Source organism: Aminobacter sp. SR38, from assembly GCF_014843375.1.
GTDB classification, from domain to species: domain Bacteria; phylum Pseudomonadota; class Alphaproteobacteria; order Rhizobiales; family Rhizobiaceae; genus Aminobacter; species Aminobacter ciceronei.
Genome location: NZ_CP062119.1, coordinates 328,892 through 346,079 on the forward strand (window position 1 = coordinate 328,892; position 17,188 = coordinate 346,079).

The following is a 17,188-nucleotide window of genomic DNA, read 5'->3' on the forward strand; positions in this document are numbered from 1 at the left end:
ATCGGCTCCTTGTTGCGATGGTGGAGGAAACGAAATGAGAAGAATGAAAAAACTGATCGGTGTGAGCTTCGCGATGACGCTCGCGGCAAGCACCGCTTTCATGCCGGCCGGGGCGCTTGCGCAGGATACGGGTGCGGTCAAGGTCGGCGTCCTGACCGACATTAGCGGCCAATTCTCGCACGAATCCGGAGAAGGGGCTGTGACGGCGGTCAAGATGGCCGTCGAGGATTACGGCGGCAAGGCGCTTGGAAAGCCGGTCGAGGTCGTCGTAGCCGACCACCAGAACAAGCCGGAGGTCGCAGTGGCGACTGCCAAGGAATGGTATGAAGCGCAGGGCGTGACGATGATCGCGAACCTGATCAATTCAGGCATCGCACTTGCTGTCGCCCAGGTTGCCAAGGAAGAAGAAGGTATCGCCATCGTCAACGGCTCGGGTTCTTCGCGGTTGACCGGCGACGGCTGCACTCCCAACAGCATCCACTACGCCTACGACACCTATGCGCTTGCCAATGGCACGGCCAACGAGCTGATCAAGCAGGGCAAGAAGAACTGGTATTTCCTGACTGCCGACTATGCATTCGGTCATGCGCTCGAAGCCGATGCGACCACCATCGTCAAGGCAAATGGCGGCGAGGTTTCGGGTGCGGTTCGTTACCCCATCGAGACGTCAGACCACAGCGCGTTCATGCTTCAGGCGCAGGCATCGCCCGCCGAAGTGGTTGCGATCGCGGGCTCGGGCACCACCTTCGTCAACGCCGTCAAATCGGCCGGCGAATTCGGTCTCGGCGTTTCTGGCAAGACCATCGCGGGCTTGCTTGTGTGGCTCACCGACGTTCACGCGCTCGGCCTTGAGGCCGCCCAGGGCATGATCCTGACCAACGCCTTCTACTGGGACCGGGACGACGAGACGCGTGCTTTCGCGGCCAAGTTCGAAGCGAAGGTCGGCCGCAAGCCGCATATGGGCGACGCCGGCGACTATTCGTCGACCATGCATTATCTCGCGGCGGTCGACGCCGCCGGGACCACCGAAGTGCAGGCTGTGATGGCCAAGATGCGCGAGATGCCGATCAACGACTTCTTCGCCAAGGGCGGAAAGATCCGCGAGGACGGCCGCATGGTGCACGACATGTATGTCTATCAGGTCAAGACGCCCGATCAGTCGAAGGGCGAGTGGGACGTCTACAACCTGGTTTCGGTCATTCCCGGCGACCAGGCATTCCGGCCTCTCTCGGAAAGCACTTGCCCACTCGTCAAGAAATAGACGGCGCATCCTCCCGCGCGCAACGCGGCGGCCTTGGCTCGATCTGCCCGGGCCGCCGACACAAGAAAAACGTCAATTCGAAAGGTGATGAGATGGAGCTCAAGGACTCAGTCAAAATCCCCAAGGACCGCGAGACGGTCTGGCGGGCGCTGAATGATGCCGACGTCTTGCGTCAGGTCATTCCCGGCTGTCAGGAATTGGTACAGGAATCGGCCGACAGCATGACCGGGCAGATCGTCCTCAAGGTCGGGCCTATCAAGGCCAAGTTCAGCGGCGGCGTGACGTTCAGCGACGTTGTGGCGCCTGAAGGCTACACCATCACAGGCGAGGGGAAGGGCGGCATTGCCGGCTTCGCCAAGGGTACGGCGCGGGTCAGGCTGGAAGCTGATGGCCCAGATGCAACGGTCCTCCACTACGACGTCAACACGGATGTGGGAGGCAAGATCGCCCAACTTGGCGCGCGCCTGCTCGATTCCACCGCCAAGAAGCTTGCCAAGCAGTTTTTCGACGACTTCAACAAGATCGTCAGCGAAGGCGCGACGGCGGGAGCCGCGGCGTGAGCGATATTCTTTGCGCCATCGAGGGCGACGTCGCGACGGTCAGATTGAACCGGCCTGCACAGCGCAATTCGGTCACCTATGCCATGTGGCGCGACATCGGCGACATCTTCACCAAGCTCGATCATGATCGCTCCGTTCGGTCAGTCATCTTCACCGGCGCAGGTTCCGACTTTTCCGCTGGAGCCGACATCGGCGAGTTCGCTTCGACGCGCGACGACAAGGCCCAGAGCGTCGCCTACGAGGAGGCGGTTGATTATGGCTGTGCGGTGATCACCCATATCCGCAAGCCGGTCATCGCGGTTACATCAGGCTATTGCCTCGGCGGCGGCGCGCATCTAGCGATGTCGTGCGACTTCCGCTTCGCCCATGACAAGGCGATCTTCAGCATTCCGGCGGCCAGGCTGTCGATCATCTATGGCGTGCAGGCAACCCGCAAGCTGGCGGCGCTTGTCGGCCTGACCCAGGCCAAGCGCATCCTTTATTCCGCCGAACGGTTCGATGCGGCCAAGGCCCTGACAATCGGGTTCGTCGATGACGTATCGAGCGATCCGATGGCTGCTGCGCTGGATTATGCACGAAAGCTCGCAGACAGCGCGCCGCTGACGATCGCCGGCGCGAAATATATCCTGAACGGATCGGCATTCGGGACCTTCGATGAAGAGGAGGCCAACCGCCGCATCGATTTCGCCAGCGCCAGCAGCGACTACCGCGAGGGTCGCGCGGCCTTCGCCGAAAAGCGTGCTCCGCAGTTCACCGGCAAATGAAGCGGATGTTGATGAGATGAAGCCGGCAGCTTTCGAATATCTTGCAGCCAAAACGCTGGACGAAGCGTTGAGCGCGCTTGCCAGCGGCGGCGACGCCAAGGTTATCGCCGGGGGGCAAAGCCTTGTTCCCATGATGAATTTCCGACTTGTGCAGCCTGAGTTTCTGGTCGACATAAACAGCATTCCTGAGCTCTCGGATATCGAGGAGCGGGACGGGGGCCTGAAGTTAGGCGCGTTGGTGCGTCATGCGCAGTCCTTGAAGTCCCCTGAGGCCTTGCGGCATTTCCCAATCATCGCCGAGACGCTGCAGCATGTCGCGCATGTCGCCATCCGCAATCGCGGCACGATCGGGGGCAGCCTCGTCCATGCCGATCCCGCCGCCGAATGGCCGCTTCTGGTCACGCTGCTCGACGCCGAACTGGAAATACACGGACCTGATGGATTGCGTCGCGTCGCGCCGGACGAGTTCTTCATCGCACCGCTCGTGACCGGGCTGGAGGATGGCGAGATTCTGACGGCAGTGCATCTTCCCTATCTTCCGGCGGGCACGGGAACCGCCTTCGAGGAGGTCTCCCAGCGTGCAGGCGATTTCGCGATCGCGTCGGCAGGCGCTATCATTGCGCTGAAAGACGGCATCGTTGCCGAGGCGCGCCTGGCGCTCGGCGGCGTGGCGGACACCGCCATCCGCGCGCGCGCGGCGGAGGAGCATCTTCTTGGCAAGACGCTCACGACGGAGTTGATGGCGCGGGCGTCGCAGTTCGCCGCCGAGGGGCTTGAACCGAACGCCGATCTTCATGCCTCGTCCGAATACAGGCTCCATCTCATCCCGATCGTGGCCAGGCGGGTACTCGAACGAGCGTCGCGCCGCGCCGAAGGAGGCATTTCTTGAGCGGCAAGGTGGATATCGAACTGACCGTCAATGGCGAAGCCGTCTTCGAGGCGGTCGAGCCGCGCACGCTCTTGTCGGATTTCCTGCGCGACACGCTCGGGTTGACCGGCACGCATGTCGGCTGCGAGCACGGAATCTGCGGCGCATGCACCGTCAGGGTAAACGGTTCAACCGCCCGCTCATGCCTAATGTTCGCAGTCCAGGCGAACGGCGCGACAATCGAGACCGTCGAGGGGCTGGGGAGCGTCGCCAAGCTTCACCGCATCCAGGAAGCTTTCCGAAAGCACCACGCGCTGCAGTGCGGCTTCTGCACGCCGGGGTTCCTGATGACTGTTCGAGACCTTCTCGAAAGCCATCCGCTGAAGACTGACGACGACATCCGGGACGGGCTGTCCGGCAATATCTGCCGCTGCACGGGATATGACCACATCGTCAAGGCGGTGCGGGAACTGGCGAACGAGCGTGACGGAATTGCCGCATGAAGATGCATGCCTTGAGCGGGGGACGTCTCCGGATGAAAAAACGTATCTATGTCCCGGATGCCGATCGCGACGAGACAATCGAGTTGCCGGTGTCCGCGTATCTCTTCCGCCACGCTTCCGGCAATGTCCTGTTCGACACCGGCTGCCATCCGTCGGTCGAAACCGACGCTGAAGCGCGTTGGGGCGGACTGGCCAAGGTGATGACGCCGATCGGCGCGCCCAAATCAGACGTCGTCTCCAGCCTCGGTGCGATCGGCCTTTCCCCCGAGGATATCGACCTCGTAGTAAACTCGCATTTCCACCCCGACCATTGCGGCTGCAACGCGTTTTTTCGCAACGCGACCTTCATCTGCCATGAGGCGGAACTTTCCTCGGCGAAGTCGGCGGATGCTGCCGCGCAAGGATACCTGCCTGCCGAATGGGATCATCCGATGCCGGTCGAAACGGTTACCGGCAGCCACGACATTTTCGGCGACGACAAGTTGGTGACGATTGCCTTGCCTGGCCACACGGCCGGCATGATCGGATTGCGCGCGGCTCTCGAAAAGAGCGGGGAGTTTCTCCTTGCCTCGGACGCGGTCAGCCTGAAACGAAACCTCGACAATGACGAAGTCCCGCGCAACGCCTGGAACGCCGATCTCCTGTTGAGCTCCTATGCGGAAATCCGCCGGATTGAGAAAGCCGGTGCCACGGTCCTGTGCGGCCACGACGACCAGCAGTGGCAGTCCTTGAGAAAAGGGGCCGATGCCTATGAATGACGTATTGGACCATCGTCCAGGCGTTTCGCAGGACCATGCAGGTCCGGGCGGTGACGCGCTCTCGACCTCCCGCCCGAAATATGTCGGCCAGCCGGTGCAGCGGCTCGAGGACCCGCGGCTGTTGACGGGCGCTGGACGGTATGTCGGCGACATCAAGCTGGATCGAATGGTGCATGCCGCGTTCCTGCGCAGCGACCAGTCGCATGCACGGATCGTTTCCATCAATGCCGACGCCGCCAAGGGAATCCCAGGGGTTCTCGGCGTCTTCACGGCGGCAGACTTCAGCGAGATCGCACCTGTCGTCGCCACCTCGATAATGGCGAACTACCATGCGACGGCCAATCCAGCGCTGGCGATCGACAAGGTTCGCTATGTCGGCGAGCCGGTTGCTGTGGTCGTTGCCAAAAGTCGCTACGTTGCGGAAGACGCGATGGCGCTCATTGAAATCGAATATGAGCAACTGGAGGTCGTGATCGACCCTGAGGCTGCTGCAGCATCCCAAACAGCACTGCTTCACCCCGAATTCGGAACCAATGTCATCCTTGAACGCCTGTTCAAAACAGGTGAGGCGGAGGAAATGCTTGCCGCGGCTCCGTTGACCGTGAAGGGACGGTTCCGGTTTCATCGCAAGTCCCCCCTGTCCATGGAGAACCGGTCGTATCTGGCCGACTACGATCGCGGACGCGATGTGGTGACACTCTACTCGTCGACGCAGATTCCCGGGATCATACGCGATCTCTTGTCGACGCTGCTCGCAATGCCCGGAAAGGTGCGCGTTGTCGCGCCGGACGTTGGCGGCGGATTTGGCGGCAAAGGCTCGCTCTATCAGGAAGAGATCATCGTATCGGCCCTGGCGCGCAAGCTTGGGCGTCCGGTGAAATATGTCAGCGATCGCATGGAGGATCTTGCCTCCACCAGCCAGGGTTTCGACGAACTGGTCACTGCGGAACTTGGCTTTGACGAAACCGGTCGCTTCCTGGCGCTCAACGCCGAGGTTCTGGGCGATATCGGCGCCTACTCGATCTTCCCCTGGACGGCCGCGCTTGAGCCGGTTCAGGTGGTCAGCTTCCTGCCCGGCGCATACAAGATTCCGCACTATCGTGGGCGCGTTCGCGGCGTGGCGACCTCCAAAGCCCCGACCGGACCGTATCGCGGGGTCGGCCGTCCGACCTCGGTTTTCGTGCTTGAACGGCTTGTCGATATGGCGGCCAAGAAACTCGGGATGGACCCGAAGACAATCCGAGCCCGAAACCTGGTGAGACCGGATGAATTTCCCCATCGCATTGGATCGGGCATCATTTGGGAAAGATCCGGGTTCACGGAATGCCTCGACAAGGCCTGCGAGGTGGTCGGCTACGAAGCTCTTCGCGAGAAGCAGCAGGAAGCCCGGAAAGCCGGGCGCTGGATGGGGATCGGCATCGCAAGCTATGCGGAACTGACCGGCATCGGCTCGCGCATTTCAGTGGCGCCGGGAATGCCGATCAACACCGGCAATGAATCCGCGACGGTCCGCATTGATTCGACCGGTGCGGTGACGGCCATCTTCGGAGTGGCCTCGCATGGCCAGAGCCTGGAGACCACGCTTGCGCAGATCGTCGCCGAGGAACTTGGGGTTCGGCCGCAGGATGTCGAGATCGTGCATGGCGACAGCGCCGCGACTGCCCACGGTACGGGTACCTATGCCAGTCGCAGCGCCGTGATCGGAGGCGGCGCCGCGATCCTGACGACGAGGGTGCTCCGCGACAAGGTGAAGCATGTCGCCTCCCATCTGCTCGAAGCTTCGGTCGAGGACATCGAAACGGGCGACGGGCGGATTTTTGTCCGCGGCACGGATCATCAGATCAGTTTTGCCGAACTGGCGCGCGCCGTGTATTCGGACATGAAGACCCTGCCGCTGGACAAGCGCGAAAAGCTCGAAGCAAGCGAAAGTTTCGATCCCTATCTGGGCACGACGACCACGGCCACGCATGTCGCAGTCGTCGAGGTGGACCCGGAGACTTATGCCGTGAAGCTGCAGCGGTTCGTGGTCGCGGAAGACTGCGGCCGCATGATCAACCCGCTAGTCGTCGACGGACAGGTGCATGGTGGCGTCGCCCAGGGGATTGGTGCGGTGCTTCTCGAAGAGCTTGTCTATGACGGCCAGGGGCAACTGCTGACTGCGAGCCTCGTCGATTACATGGCGCCGACGGCTGTCGAAGTGCCGGACATCGAGGTCGCCCATCTGGAAACCGTCAATCCGGACAATCCGGGAGGGTTTCGTGGCATGGGCGAGGGTGGAACGATCGGCGCGCCGGCGGCAATTGCGAACGCCATCGCCGATGCGCTGTCGCACCTAGATGTCGAGATTTCGGAACTGCCCGTTACGCCGGAACGTCTGTTCCGCCTGATCGGCGCGGCCACACAGAATTCAAGCAAGGAGAATTGACATGGATTTCGGTTTGAAGGGGAAGGTCGCCTTGGTGACTGGCGGCGGCCGCGACGTCGGCGGTGACATCGCGCGTGCGCTTGCAGCCGAAGGCGCAAAGGTCGCGGTCAACTACAACCGCTCCGAAAGCGAGGCGGCAAGCGTCGTCGACAGCATCATCGCAACTGGCGGCGAAGCGCGCGCCTACAACGCCGACGTCAGCGACAATGCGCAGGTTACCGCGATGACCGACGCCATTATCGCCGATTGGGGCCGTATCGATATATTGGTCAACAATGCCGGCTATGTGAAATACCAGAAATTCGTCGAGTCCACGCCGGCCGACTGGAAGGCCCAGATCGATGTCTGCCTTTACGGTGCGCTCAACTGCTGTCACGCGGTTGCGCCGCACATGATCCGCCAGAATGGAGGCCGCATACTCAGCCTAGTCGGCGACAGCTCGCGCATCGGCGAGGCGAATCTGGCACTTGCCGCGGCGGCCCGCGGCGGCACGATTGCGCTCGGCAAGTCGCTCGCTCGCGAACTCGGCCGCAACAACGTCACGGTGAACGCGATTTCACTGGGCCTCGTCGAGACCGCGCATTCCGATGTGGATTTCCTCGAGAAGAACCGCGAGAAGATCGTCAAGGCCTATCCGTTGCGCCGCATAGGCAAGCCGGAAGACATCGCGCCGATGATCACGTTCCTGGCCTCTGACGCGGCATCCTGGGTGACCGGCCAGGTTATCAGCGTCAACGGCGGATTCAGCATGGTCTGATCCCCCTGGGGGATTAAGTCGATTGGGAGAAAGCGATGATCAGAACCGATCTCATAGCCCCCGTGGCCGAACTCCTCGAGCGGCAAGCGAGCCGCTTTCCGGACAAGGTTGCGTTCGCGGACGCAGCTAAGACGCTCACCTATCGCGAACTGGACAGGGCGGTCGGAAATCTTGCCACTCAGCTTCGCGCCCGCGGGGTGAGCGAGGGCAAGACCGTTGCGCTGTGGTTGCCAAATTCGGTGGATTGGGTTGTCACATGCCTGGCGACTGTTCGCGCCGGCGGCGTGTCGGTTCCGATCAGCTTCGAGGCGACGCAGGGCGAGGTTGCCTATCGACTTGAAGATTCCGGAGCGGACGTCATCGTGACCAGCCCCGCCCGCAGCGAACTGCTGGCAAGGATATCTGCGGGCGGTCCCAATCCGACCGTCGTTCTTCTGACCGGCGAAGGCGTGGCGCAACATGGCGCGCTTTCCTTCGCCGAACTCTGTGCGGTGCCCGCATCGGGCATCCAATTAGAAGCCGACGACATCGACCGCGCTTCCTATATCATCTACACCTCGGGGACGACGGGCCGCGCCAAGGGCGTTCTCTTGACCACCCGCAGCATGCTTTGGGTGACCGCGGCCTGCTGGGCGCCGATCCTTGGCCTTGGCGAAGACGACAGGGTGCTGTCGGCGCTGCCGTTGTTCCATTCCTATGCTCTCAACATTGCCGTGCTCGGCATCCTCGCGACAGGCGCGAGCGAATTTCTGATGGAGAAGTTCTCCACGCAGGGCGCGATGGACCTGCTCGAAAAGGGAAATTTCACAATAGTGCCCGGCGTGCCGACCATGTTCCACTATCTGATGCAGGCCGCACAGGCATCCGGCGCCAAGCCGTTTGCGGGCGTGCGCCGCTGCGTTTCGGCCGGCGCGATCATGCCGGGCACCCTCAATCATGAATTCGAAGACTATTTCGGCATCGAACTGCTCGACGGCTATGGCATCACCGAGACGTCGACCATGGTGACCATGAACTGGCCCGGCAAGTATCGTGTTCCCGGCTCCTGCGGGTTGCCCGTGCCGGGGCTTGCCGTGCGCATCATCAGCCCTGCCACTGGGCTGGACGTTGTCACCGGCGAAGAAGGGGAACTGATCTGCCGAGGCCCGAACCTGATGATCGGCTATCACAACAAGCCACAGGAAACCGAAGCGGCGCTGAAGAACGGCTGGTATCACACCGGCGATCTCGCGCGCTGCGACAAGAGCGGTTTCCTCACGATCACCGGAAGGCTGAAGGAGATCATCATCCGCGGTGGACAGAACATTGCGCCGGGGGAGGTGGAGGAGGCGATCCTGCCGCTCGAGGGGGTGAAGGATTGCGCGGTGGTCGGCATGTCTCACGCCACGCTGGGCGAGGTGCCTGTCGCTTTCGTGGTGGCCAGGGAGGGCCTTGCTCTTGAGGGCGAGGCCGTCATCGCCCACTGCAGGACGATCCTGTCCAGCTACAAGGTTCCGGCCTCCGTTCACATCATCCCTGAAATACCGCGCACTGGGTCGGGCAAGGTCATGCGTTTCAAATTGCGTGATCTGATCGAAAAGCCAGTCGTTTCGGCCTGACCCTAGAGGAATTCGCCAATGCAAGCCTTCACCTTCAATACGACGCCCTCGATCGTCTTCGAAGCCGGTTGCGCCAAACGCTTCGGCGCGATCGCGGGCAAGCGGCTGGGCCCGACGGTGCTGTTAGTGACCGATCCCGGCCTGCGCAAGCTCGGCCTTTGCGACGCAGCCATCGCCTCGCTGGAAAGCGTCGGAGCGTCGGTTGCGATTTTCGATTCCGTCGAGGCCGATCCTTCGCTGGCGACCGTGATGAAGGCGGTACAAGCTGGTCGGTCAGCAGGAGCTACCGGCGTCGCCGGCTTCGGCGGCGGCTCGTCGCTCGACGTGGCGAAGGTGGCTGCCCTTCTTCTGGGCTCTGGCGAAGACATTGACGGCGCCTGGGGCGTGGCGCAGGCGAGAGGACCGCGCCTGCCTCTGGTGCTGGCGCCCACGACGGCGGGAACAGGCTCGGAAGTCACGCCGGTTTCGATCATTACAGTCGGTGAAGAGGAGAAGCGCGGCGTTTCCAGCGCGATCATCCTGCCAGACATTGCGGTGCTCGATCCGGAACTGACGCTGGGCCTGCCGCCGGCAATCACCGCAGCCACCGGCGTCGACGCGATGGTGCACGCCATCGAAGCCTATGCCTCGAAAAACGGTAACAACAATCCGCTGTCGAAGATGCTGGCCAGACAGGCGCTGCAACTCATCGGCGCCAACATCGAAAAAGCGGTGCTTGATGGCAAGGATGTCGAGGCGAGGGGGGCGATGTTGCTCGGCTCCATGCTCGCCGGCCAGGCCTTCGCCAATTCGCCAGTGGCCGCCGTCCATGCGCTTGCCTATCCAATCGGCGGGACATTCCATGTCCCGCACGGCCTCTCGAATGCGCTGGTCCTGCCGCATGTCCTGCGCTTCAACGCGCCCGATGCCGCCCACCTCTACGCCGAGATCGCCGCGGACGCTTTCCCACGTCTCGCGCGGGAGGAGGGTGTCCAGGGACGCTGCGCGGCGTTCATCGAGGAACTGGCCTCGCTGTCGAAACGACTTGGACTACAGCCGCGCCTGCGTGATGTCGGCATCGGCGAAGAGCATCTGGAAAAGATGGCGGCGGACGCGATGAATCAGCAGCGACTGCTGGTCAACAATCCGCGCAATGTCGCCGAGCTGGATGCGCTCGCAATCTACCGCGCGGCCTGGTGAGACGATGAGCGACCGGCCTTCACCCTCGTCGCGCAATGCCTACAAGGCGTTTCGCACCATCACCACGCGCTGGATGGACAACGACATTTACGGCCACATGAACAATGTGGTGCATTATTCACTGTTCGACACAGCGGTGAATGGTTGGCTGATCGGCGAGGGCGTGCTGGACATCCATGGCGGCGACCAGATCGGGCTCGTCGTCGAAACCGGGTGCCGCTATTTTTCTGAACTCGCTTTCCCCGACACGGTGACGGCCGGTATCCGCGTCGCCAAGCTCGGAACGTCCTCCGCTCGCTATGAGGTTGGCCTGTTTCGGAAGGAGGAAGAGGCGGCCGCAGCCGAAGGCTTCTTCGTCCACGTCTATGTCGATCGCGAGACACGTCGTCCGAAGCCGCTCAACGATCGGCTGCGGACCGCTCTGTCGGCGATTGCGGCTACATAGCGACACGCGTTGCTGGCTGGGTTGAACTTTCACTCACATGTTGGAACGGAACAAGGCATGACAAAACTCGACCTCCGCGACCCCTCGCTGCTGCGTGACCGGTGCTTCATCGATGGGGAATGGCTGGGTGAAGCCGGCGGCGAGACGATCGCTGTCAGTAATCCGGCGAGCGGCGCGGTCATCGGCACAGTTCCCAGTTTCGGCGCCGCCGAAACGCGGCGAGCCGTTGAGACTGCAAATGCAGCGCTCAAGCCCTGGGCAGCACGAACGGCCAAGGATCGCGCTTCCATGTTGCGCCGCTGGTTCGAACTGATCATGGCCAATCAGGAGGACCTTGCCCGGATCATGACCGCAGAGCAGGGCAAGCCGTTCGCGGAAAGCCGCGGCGAAATCGCCTATGCGGCAAGCTTCATCGAGTGGTTTGCCGAGGAGGCCAAGCGCGTCTACGGCGATACCATACCCGGCTATGCACAGGACCGCCGGATCGTCGTTTTAAAACAGCCCATCGGTGTCTGTGCAGCCATAACGCCGTGGAATTTTCCGGCGGCCATGATTACCCGCAAGGCCGCTCCAGCCCTTGCCGCAGGCTGCACGGTGGTGGTTAAGCCTGCAAGCCAGACTCCCTTATCGGCGCTGGCGCTTTGTGTCCTGGCCGAACGGGCCGGGATTCCGAAAGGCGTACTTTCTTGCGTGACGGGTTCCGCCCGCGCAATCGGCGGCGAGATGACGTCGAACCCGCTCGTGCGCAAGCTCACTTTTACGGGCTCGACCGACGTTGGAAAAGTGTTGATGCGGCAATGCGCGGACACGGTGAAGAGGACATCGATGGAATTGGGCGGCAACGCGCCGTTTATCGTCTTTGACGATGCCGACGTCGATGCGGCGGTCGAAGGCGCGCTCGCCTCGAAATACCGCAATGCGGGCCAAACCTGCGTCTGCGCCAACCGGTTCTTGGTGCAAGACGGCATTCATGACGCGTTTGTCGAGAAGCTGAGCAACGCGGCCTCGGCAATGAGGGTCGGGGACGGGATGGACGATGGTGTGGAGATCGGCCCGCTCATCGATGATGCTGCCGTTGCCAAGGTCGAAGAGATGATTGCGGACGCTACGGCTAAGGGCGCGGCTCTCACAACAGGGGGCAAGCGCCACGCGTTGGGCGGTACTTATTTCGAGCCGACCGTGATGTCCAATGCACGCAGCGACATGATGGTGTTTCGTGAAGAGATTTTTGGGCCAGTCGCGCCGGTCCTGCGGTTCAAGACGGAAGAGGACGCCATCCGGCTTGCAAACGACACACAGTTCGGCCTTGCTGCCTATTTCTATGGTCGCGACATCTCGCGGGTCTGGCGTGTCGCCGAGGCGCTTGAGTTTGGCATAGTCGGCATCAACCAGGGTCTCATCTCGACGGAAGTCGCTCCGTTCGGCGGCATGAAGGAAAGCGGAAACGGCCGCGAGGGTTCGAAGTACGGGATCGAGGATTATCTGGAAATCAAATACCTCTGTTTGGGCATTTGAGAAGCAAGAGATCCAAAGTCGACCTCCGGACGTCCCCTAAGACATTTGCCCCTGAAGGGCGATGGCGAGGCAATGGCGTTTTTGCTAGCAGAGCTTTCGGTTCTGTTGCAAATCCCTAAACATCCAAAGAAAGTAAGAGGCTGGCGCGCTTTTCACGCCGCTGCGATGATCTCAAACTGCTTGGCGATCGATGGGTTCGGATTGTAGGCATACCTCGCCTGTCGTTTGCGCATCATGTGGATCATCTCGATCGAGGCTCTCGTCAATGCCATCGGCGATATCTGCGACCTCTATCAACCCCCCGAATGCTGGAACTACCTCAAAGCCACCGGATATGCGTCCGATCAAAAGCGCGAGGCTCTAAACCTGTCCCGACCTTCCGAAGGTCGTTTTTGCTGCCGATGAAGAGGGGCCGAGATCTTCCGAGATTCGGACTTATCGTCGCCCGCTACGAGCGCGGGCGCGGAGAAACTCCTCGCATGGCGGCCCAGCCAGGTCCATGTGAGCACTATCGGCGCTCCTCACGAGCGTGCGGTTGTCCGAGGGCCATCGGTTCAGCGTGTCGCACATTCATCTTCAGGCTCGACCAAATCATGACGCCCAACGTCGCGATGTAAGGTGTCATCAACACGAAGTACTGCGGCACCTGAACGCCGACTGCCGCTATGCGCGGCAACATGGCTTCGACGCATCCGAACAACACCGCGCCGAGCAGCGCCCGACCAGGCTGCCAACGGGCGAAAATCACCAGCGCGATTGCGATCCAGCCGCGGCCCCCGGCCATGCCGTCGACCCAGATCTTTGCGACACCAACGGACAGGTAACCCCCGGCAAGTCCGACAAGTGCAGCCCCCACCAGGACGGCGCCATACCGGTAAAGCGGAATGCTGATGCCTGCGGCATCTGCTGCTTCGGGGCTCCCCACTGCGCGGAGCCTCAACCCAATCATGCTGCGGCCGAGACCCCACGATACGAGCGTGAAGATCGGCAGCATCAGATAGACAACAATGTCCTGGCGAAAAAAGATCGCTCCGATGACGGGAATATTTGCCAGTGGCCCAAGCGGAACGACGTTCAGCCCTTCCACAGGATGGTTGGTCCAGCCCTGTTGGGCAGCGATCAAGGCGGTCAGCCCCTGACACAGAAAGACCATCGCAGCGGAGGAAATGCACTGACAGCTCACGGCGACTGATAGTCATCGAACCAGAATGATGACTGGCGCCGCGTGATCGTTCCCACCGAAGGCAAGGGAAAATGTGACGTCATGACCAGGTGGCCACTGTCTGAACAGGCTTCAAGAAAGGCGCGCCGGGTCCGATAGGCGTGGTCGGGGTCTGCATCGTAGCGGAAATTCCATTCCGGATGGATGCATTGCATCGGCCAATGCATGATATCGCCGGAAAACACGGCCTCCACCCCTCGCGATCTTACCCTGATGGCAACATGCCCCGGCGTGTGACCAGGCGTCGGCTGCAGCCACACCTCATCGTCAATCGCATGATCCATCTCGACCAGCACTGCTCGACCGGCTTCAACGATCGGCAGCACATTTTCTTCGTAGGTCCGATCTTCAGGACCGCCTGACGCTGCTCTTGCGGCCTCGAATTCGCGTCGCGCAATGATGTAGCGGGCATTCGGGAATGTCGGGACCCAACGCCCGCTCACCAATCGTGTGTTCCAACCGCAATGGTCGGCATGAAGATGGGTGCAAAGAACGTAGTCGAGCTGTTCCGGCGCAACTCCGGCCGTCGCCAGCCTGTCCAGGAAGGTATAGTCGTTGCGGTCATGCCAATGCGCAAAGTCCTTGCACGACTTGTTGTTGCCAACACAGCCGTCGACGAGAATGGTGTGGTGCCTGGTACGAACCAGGTAGCTCTGGATAGGAAGAATAATCCGGCCGGTCGCAGGGGACAGCGATCGCGGCACGAGCCAATGAAGATGTGGTCTGATTGCTTCCTCGGTGCTGTCGGGGAACCATTCCGACGGTGTCCGCAAGGGTTCGCACATCTCCAGGATCCTGGTTATCAGGACATCCCCAATGCGCCACTCATCCATGAGGCGGCCTTTCTCTGCGGCTCCGATCGATGCCCGATGCCTGCAGGTCGGCATCAGACCAACGGCAGCTTGTGGCGGCGCAAAGCGCACCTTGCCTCGGACACGATCTCAGAAATCAACGACGGCAGCAATGACAGGGCGGTTCCGGCGCCGGGTTCCTGGCGCTGGGGGTGCCAGCCACGACGGCATCGGAGCGAGCATCTTCTTGTTTCGGTGTGATCTTTCCAGATGCCCGCTCGACATGTGCAGCCTTGCACCGCCCAACTTTGGGACGTGAAGCCTAGATATGGGATTGCCTGCTGATCACAGCGTGGCCGATGCAATCCTATAACTCGACATACAACGTCTTTCGCGTCCCGATCACGACCTCGGTCCGCACGACCAAGAGAGGGGAACCATGGCGTCAGGCGAAAATCAGAAGCTGTCGCTGTTTGCACTCACGTCCATGGTCGTGGGCTCGATGGTCGGCGCGGGCATCTTCAATCTGCCCGGTCGCTTCGGTGCGGCGACGGGGCCATTCGGTGCCATCATCGCCTGGGCCATCGCGGCAACGGGCATGTATATGCTGGCACGCGTGTTCCAGGCCCTGGCCGAGAAGAAACCGGACATCGATTCCGGTGTCTTCGCTTATGCCAAGGCGGGCTTCGGCGACTACATGGGTTTCCTGTCGGCCTTCGGCTACTGGCTCGGTAGTTGCCTGGGTAACGTCTTCTACTGGGTACTGATCGGCTCGACCTTGGGCCGCTTCTTTCCCGGCATCTTCGCCGATGGCAGTAGCGCCACAGCAATCATAGTATCGCTCATCGGCATCTGGGCCTTCCATTTCATGATCCTGCGTGGGGTCGAGCAGGCCACGTTCATCAACACCGTCGTCACCATCGCCAAGATCGTCCCGATCCTGGTCTTCATCCTCATGCTGGTTTTCGCCTTCAACTACGCCCAGTTCTCCGACAACTTCTTCGGCGGCGCCGATATGCCGGCCAAGCCGATGATCGCTCAGGTACGCGACACCATGCTGATCACCGTCTTCGTCTTTCTCGGTATCGAGGGTGCGAGTGTCTATTCGCGCTTCGCCAAGGAACGCTCGGACGTCGGCAGGGCAACGATCCTCGGCTTCGTCGGTGTCACCGGCCTGATGGTGGCTGTCACCTTGTTACCCTACGCGGCTATGCCGCAGTTGGCGATCGCAGCTGTTTCGCAGCCGTAGGAATATCTGACGCCATCGGGACGATAACCCTGACTTTCGGCGCAACTCACGCCAAGACAGCCGCATTGGGATTTGTGCTGGCGCGTGCGCATTGGGGACAGGGACTGGGCAGCGAGGCGGGGCGCGAAGTCCTCCGCTACGCCTTTGAAATTCTGGCGCTTCAACAGGTGACGGCCGAGGCGGTTGCGCGCAATTTCACGTCGCTGCGGATTTTGGCTAAGCTCGGCTTCAAACACATCGAAAGCTACATTGATGAGTCCGACGGCGAGCGCTGCGAGCGGTTTGCACTCGATAGAGACATCGGAAAGGCTCTCTTGTCGTGCAACACGATGCCAGACTGCTAGGGCCAATCGACATTCAGGATTCCCGGCGGGATGGAAGCGTGATTCATAGGGTTCCGTGATTTGGCGGAGACCTGATGATGTCAGTGAAACGATATGAACTGAGCGAGGTGCAGTGGCGGCGGATCGCAGCACTGTTGCCGGGCAAGGCTGGAGATCCGGGACGGACTGGCTCTGACAACCGTCTTTTCGTCAATGGTGTGCTGTGGGTGCTTCGATCGGGCGCCCATTGGCATGACCTGCCGGAGCGCTACGGCAAGTGGAAGACACTGCACAAGCGCTTCTCGCGCTGGTCCAAGGCGAAGGTCTGGGAGCGGGTCTTCGACGACCTCACCAAGGACCGGGACAACCAATACCTGATGCTCGACAGCACCTTGGTCCGCGCCCACCAGCAGGCGGCGACCGGAAAAGGGGGGACCAAAATCAGGCTCTGGGGCGTTCCCGAGGCGGATTGACCACCAAGATCCACATGCTCGCCGACAGCTTCGGCCGCCCGCTGAGGTTCCTGCTCGCCGCTGGCCAGAGCCACGATATCCTTGCCGCGCCGATGCTGCTGCAAGGCTACACCGCTGAGGCCGTTCTGGCCGATCGAGCCTATGATTCCAATGCCTTGCGCAGCCTCATCGCCGAAATCGGCGCCAAGGTGGTCATCCCCTCCACCCGCTCCAGATCACAACCCATCCCGCATGATCCGCTCATCTACCGATGCCGCAACCATATTGAGCGATGCTTCAACAAGCTCAAGCACTTCCGACGCTTCGCCACCCGCTACGACCGGCGCGCCATCCACTTCCTCGGCTTCATCCACATCGCCGCAACCATGATCTGGATCCGCTGAATGTCGATTCAGCCGCCTGCGTCCGTCCTGCAAGCGGACCTCGGCGGTACGCTCGACTTCGGATGAGAGGGTCGAGACCGTTCCGGCCAGTGCGTAGTGACGACTGAGCAGCGC

Annotated in this window: 15 protein-coding genes and 3 pseudogenes; 15 read left to right on the plus strand and 3 right to left on the minus strand. The window is 61.4% G+C overall.

The window, feature by feature from the left end; genetic code table 11:
* The first annotated feature begins 100 nt into the window (after positions 1-100).
* The 12 genes from IG197_RS34875 to IG197_RS34930 all read left to right on the plus strand — a co-directional run bounded on the left by IG197_RS34875 (position 101) and on the right by IG197_RS34930 (position 12,633).
* Entirely contained in the window at positions 101-1,261 is a 1,161-nt protein-coding gene (locus IG197_RS34875) for an ABC transporter substrate-binding protein (RefSeq protein WP_246765558.1), read from the plus strand.
* A 92-nt stretch (positions 1,262-1,353) separates the two neighbouring features.
* On the plus strand, positions 1,354-1,821 hold the full coding sequence (locus tag IG197_RS34880; RefSeq protein WP_192321546.1) for a CoxG family protein: 468 nt from the start codon (positions 1,354-1,356) through the stop codon (positions 1,819-1,821).
* Positions 1,818-2,585 (plus strand): enoyl-CoA hydratase/isomerase family protein, encoded by a 768-nt coding sequence (locus IG197_RS34885; RefSeq protein WP_192321548.1) that lies wholly within the window; start codon positions 1,818-1,820, stop codon positions 2,583-2,585. Before IG197_RS34880 ends, IG197_RS34885 begins: the two co-directional genes overlap by 4 nt.
* 16 nt (positions 2,586-2,601) lie before the next feature.
* Positions 2,602-3,474 (plus strand): xanthine dehydrogenase family protein subunit M, encoded by an 873-nt coding sequence (locus IG197_RS34890; protein ID WP_192321550.1) that lies wholly within the window; start codon positions 2,602-2,604, stop codon positions 3,472-3,474.
* The gene (locus tag IG197_RS34895) at positions 3,471-3,956 is read left to right on the plus strand and encodes a (2Fe-2S)-binding protein (protein WP_192321551.1); all 486 of its coding nucleotides are present in this window, start codon (positions 3,471-3,473) and stop codon (positions 3,954-3,956) included. The genes IG197_RS34890 and IG197_RS34895 overlap by 4 nt, the downstream gene beginning before the upstream one ends.
* Complete coding sequence (locus IG197_RS34900) at positions 3,953-4,714, plus strand: N-acyl homoserine lactonase family protein (protein ID WP_192321553.1); 762 nt, start codon at positions 3,953-3,955, stop codon at positions 4,712-4,714. Before IG197_RS34895 ends, IG197_RS34900 begins: the two co-directional genes overlap by 4 nt.
* A complete protein-coding gene (locus tag IG197_RS34905) occupies positions 4,707-7,139 on the plus strand; it encodes a xanthine dehydrogenase family protein molybdopterin-binding subunit (RefSeq protein ID WP_192321555.1) in 2,433 nt (810 codons plus the stop codon). Before IG197_RS34900 ends, IG197_RS34905 begins: the two co-directional genes overlap by 8 nt.
* Before the next feature lies 1 nt (position 7,140).
* Positions 7,141-7,896: an SDR family NAD(P)-dependent oxidoreductase gene (locus tag IG197_RS34910; protein WP_192321557.1), complete on the plus strand. Its 756-nt coding sequence runs from the start codon at positions 7,141-7,143 to the stop codon at positions 7,894-7,896.
* Between the two features lie 35 nt (positions 7,897-7,931).
* Complete coding sequence (locus tag IG197_RS34915; RefSeq protein WP_192321559.1) at positions 7,932-9,494, plus strand: class I adenylate-forming enzyme family protein; 1,563 nt, start codon at positions 7,932-7,934, stop codon at positions 9,492-9,494.
* An 18-nt stretch (positions 9,495-9,512) separates the two neighbouring features.
* Positions 9,513-10,673, plus strand: coding sequence for an iron-containing alcohol dehydrogenase (locus IG197_RS34920; RefSeq protein ID WP_192321561.1), 1,161 nt, complete (start codon positions 9,513-9,515; stop codon positions 10,671-10,673).
* A gap of 4 nt (positions 10,674-10,677) precedes the next feature.
* On the plus strand, positions 10,678-11,118 hold the full coding sequence (locus IG197_RS34925) for a thioesterase family protein (RefSeq protein WP_192321563.1): 441 nt from the start codon (positions 10,678-10,680) through the stop codon (positions 11,116-11,118).
* 57 nt (positions 11,119-11,175) lie between these two features.
* On the plus strand, positions 11,176-12,633 hold the full coding sequence (locus tag IG197_RS34930) for an NAD-dependent succinate-semialdehyde dehydrogenase (RefSeq protein ID WP_192321564.1): 1,458 nt from the start codon (positions 11,176-11,178) through the stop codon (positions 12,631-12,633).
* Between the two features lie 152 nt (positions 12,634-12,785).
* On the opposite strand, the pseudogene IG197_RS34935 reads toward IG197_RS34930, so the two are convergent.
* The 3 genes and pseudogenes from IG197_RS34935 to IG197_RS34945 form a co-directional block, all read right to left on the minus strand.
* Positions 12,786-12,884 (minus strand): annotated as a pseudogene (locus tag IG197_RS34935) (IS6 family transposase); the annotation flags it as partial.
* Positions 12,885-13,141: 257 nt separating this feature from the next.
* Positions 13,142-13,816, minus strand: coding sequence for an ABC transporter permease (locus tag IG197_RS34940; protein ID WP_256441293.1), 675 nt, complete (start codon positions 13,814-13,816; stop codon positions 13,142-13,144).
* A complete protein-coding gene (locus tag IG197_RS34945; RefSeq protein ID WP_192321568.1) occupies positions 13,813-14,688 on the minus strand; it encodes an MBL fold metallo-hydrolase in 876 nt (291 codons plus the stop codon). The genes IG197_RS34940 and IG197_RS34945 overlap by 4 nt, the downstream gene beginning before the upstream one ends.
* A 397-nt stretch (positions 14,689-15,085) precedes the next feature.
* On the opposite strand from IG197_RS34945, the pseudogene IG197_RS36545 reads away from it, so the two are divergent.
* The 3 genes and pseudogenes from IG197_RS36545 to IG197_RS34955 form a co-directional block, all read left to right on the plus strand.
* A pseudogene (locus tag IG197_RS36545) lies at positions 15,086-15,892 on the plus strand (amino acid permease); the annotation flags it as partial.
* 32 nt (positions 15,893-15,924) lie between these two features.
* The gene (locus IG197_RS36550) at positions 15,925-16,239 is read left to right on the plus strand and encodes a GNAT family N-acetyltransferase (RefSeq protein ID WP_246765559.1); all 315 of its coding nucleotides are present in this window, start codon (positions 15,925-15,927) and stop codon (positions 16,237-16,239) included.
* Between the two features lie 77 nt (positions 16,240-16,316).
* Positions 16,317-17,074, plus strand: a pseudogene (locus IG197_RS34955) (IS5 family transposase).
* Positions 17,075-17,188: the final 114 nt, after the last annotated feature.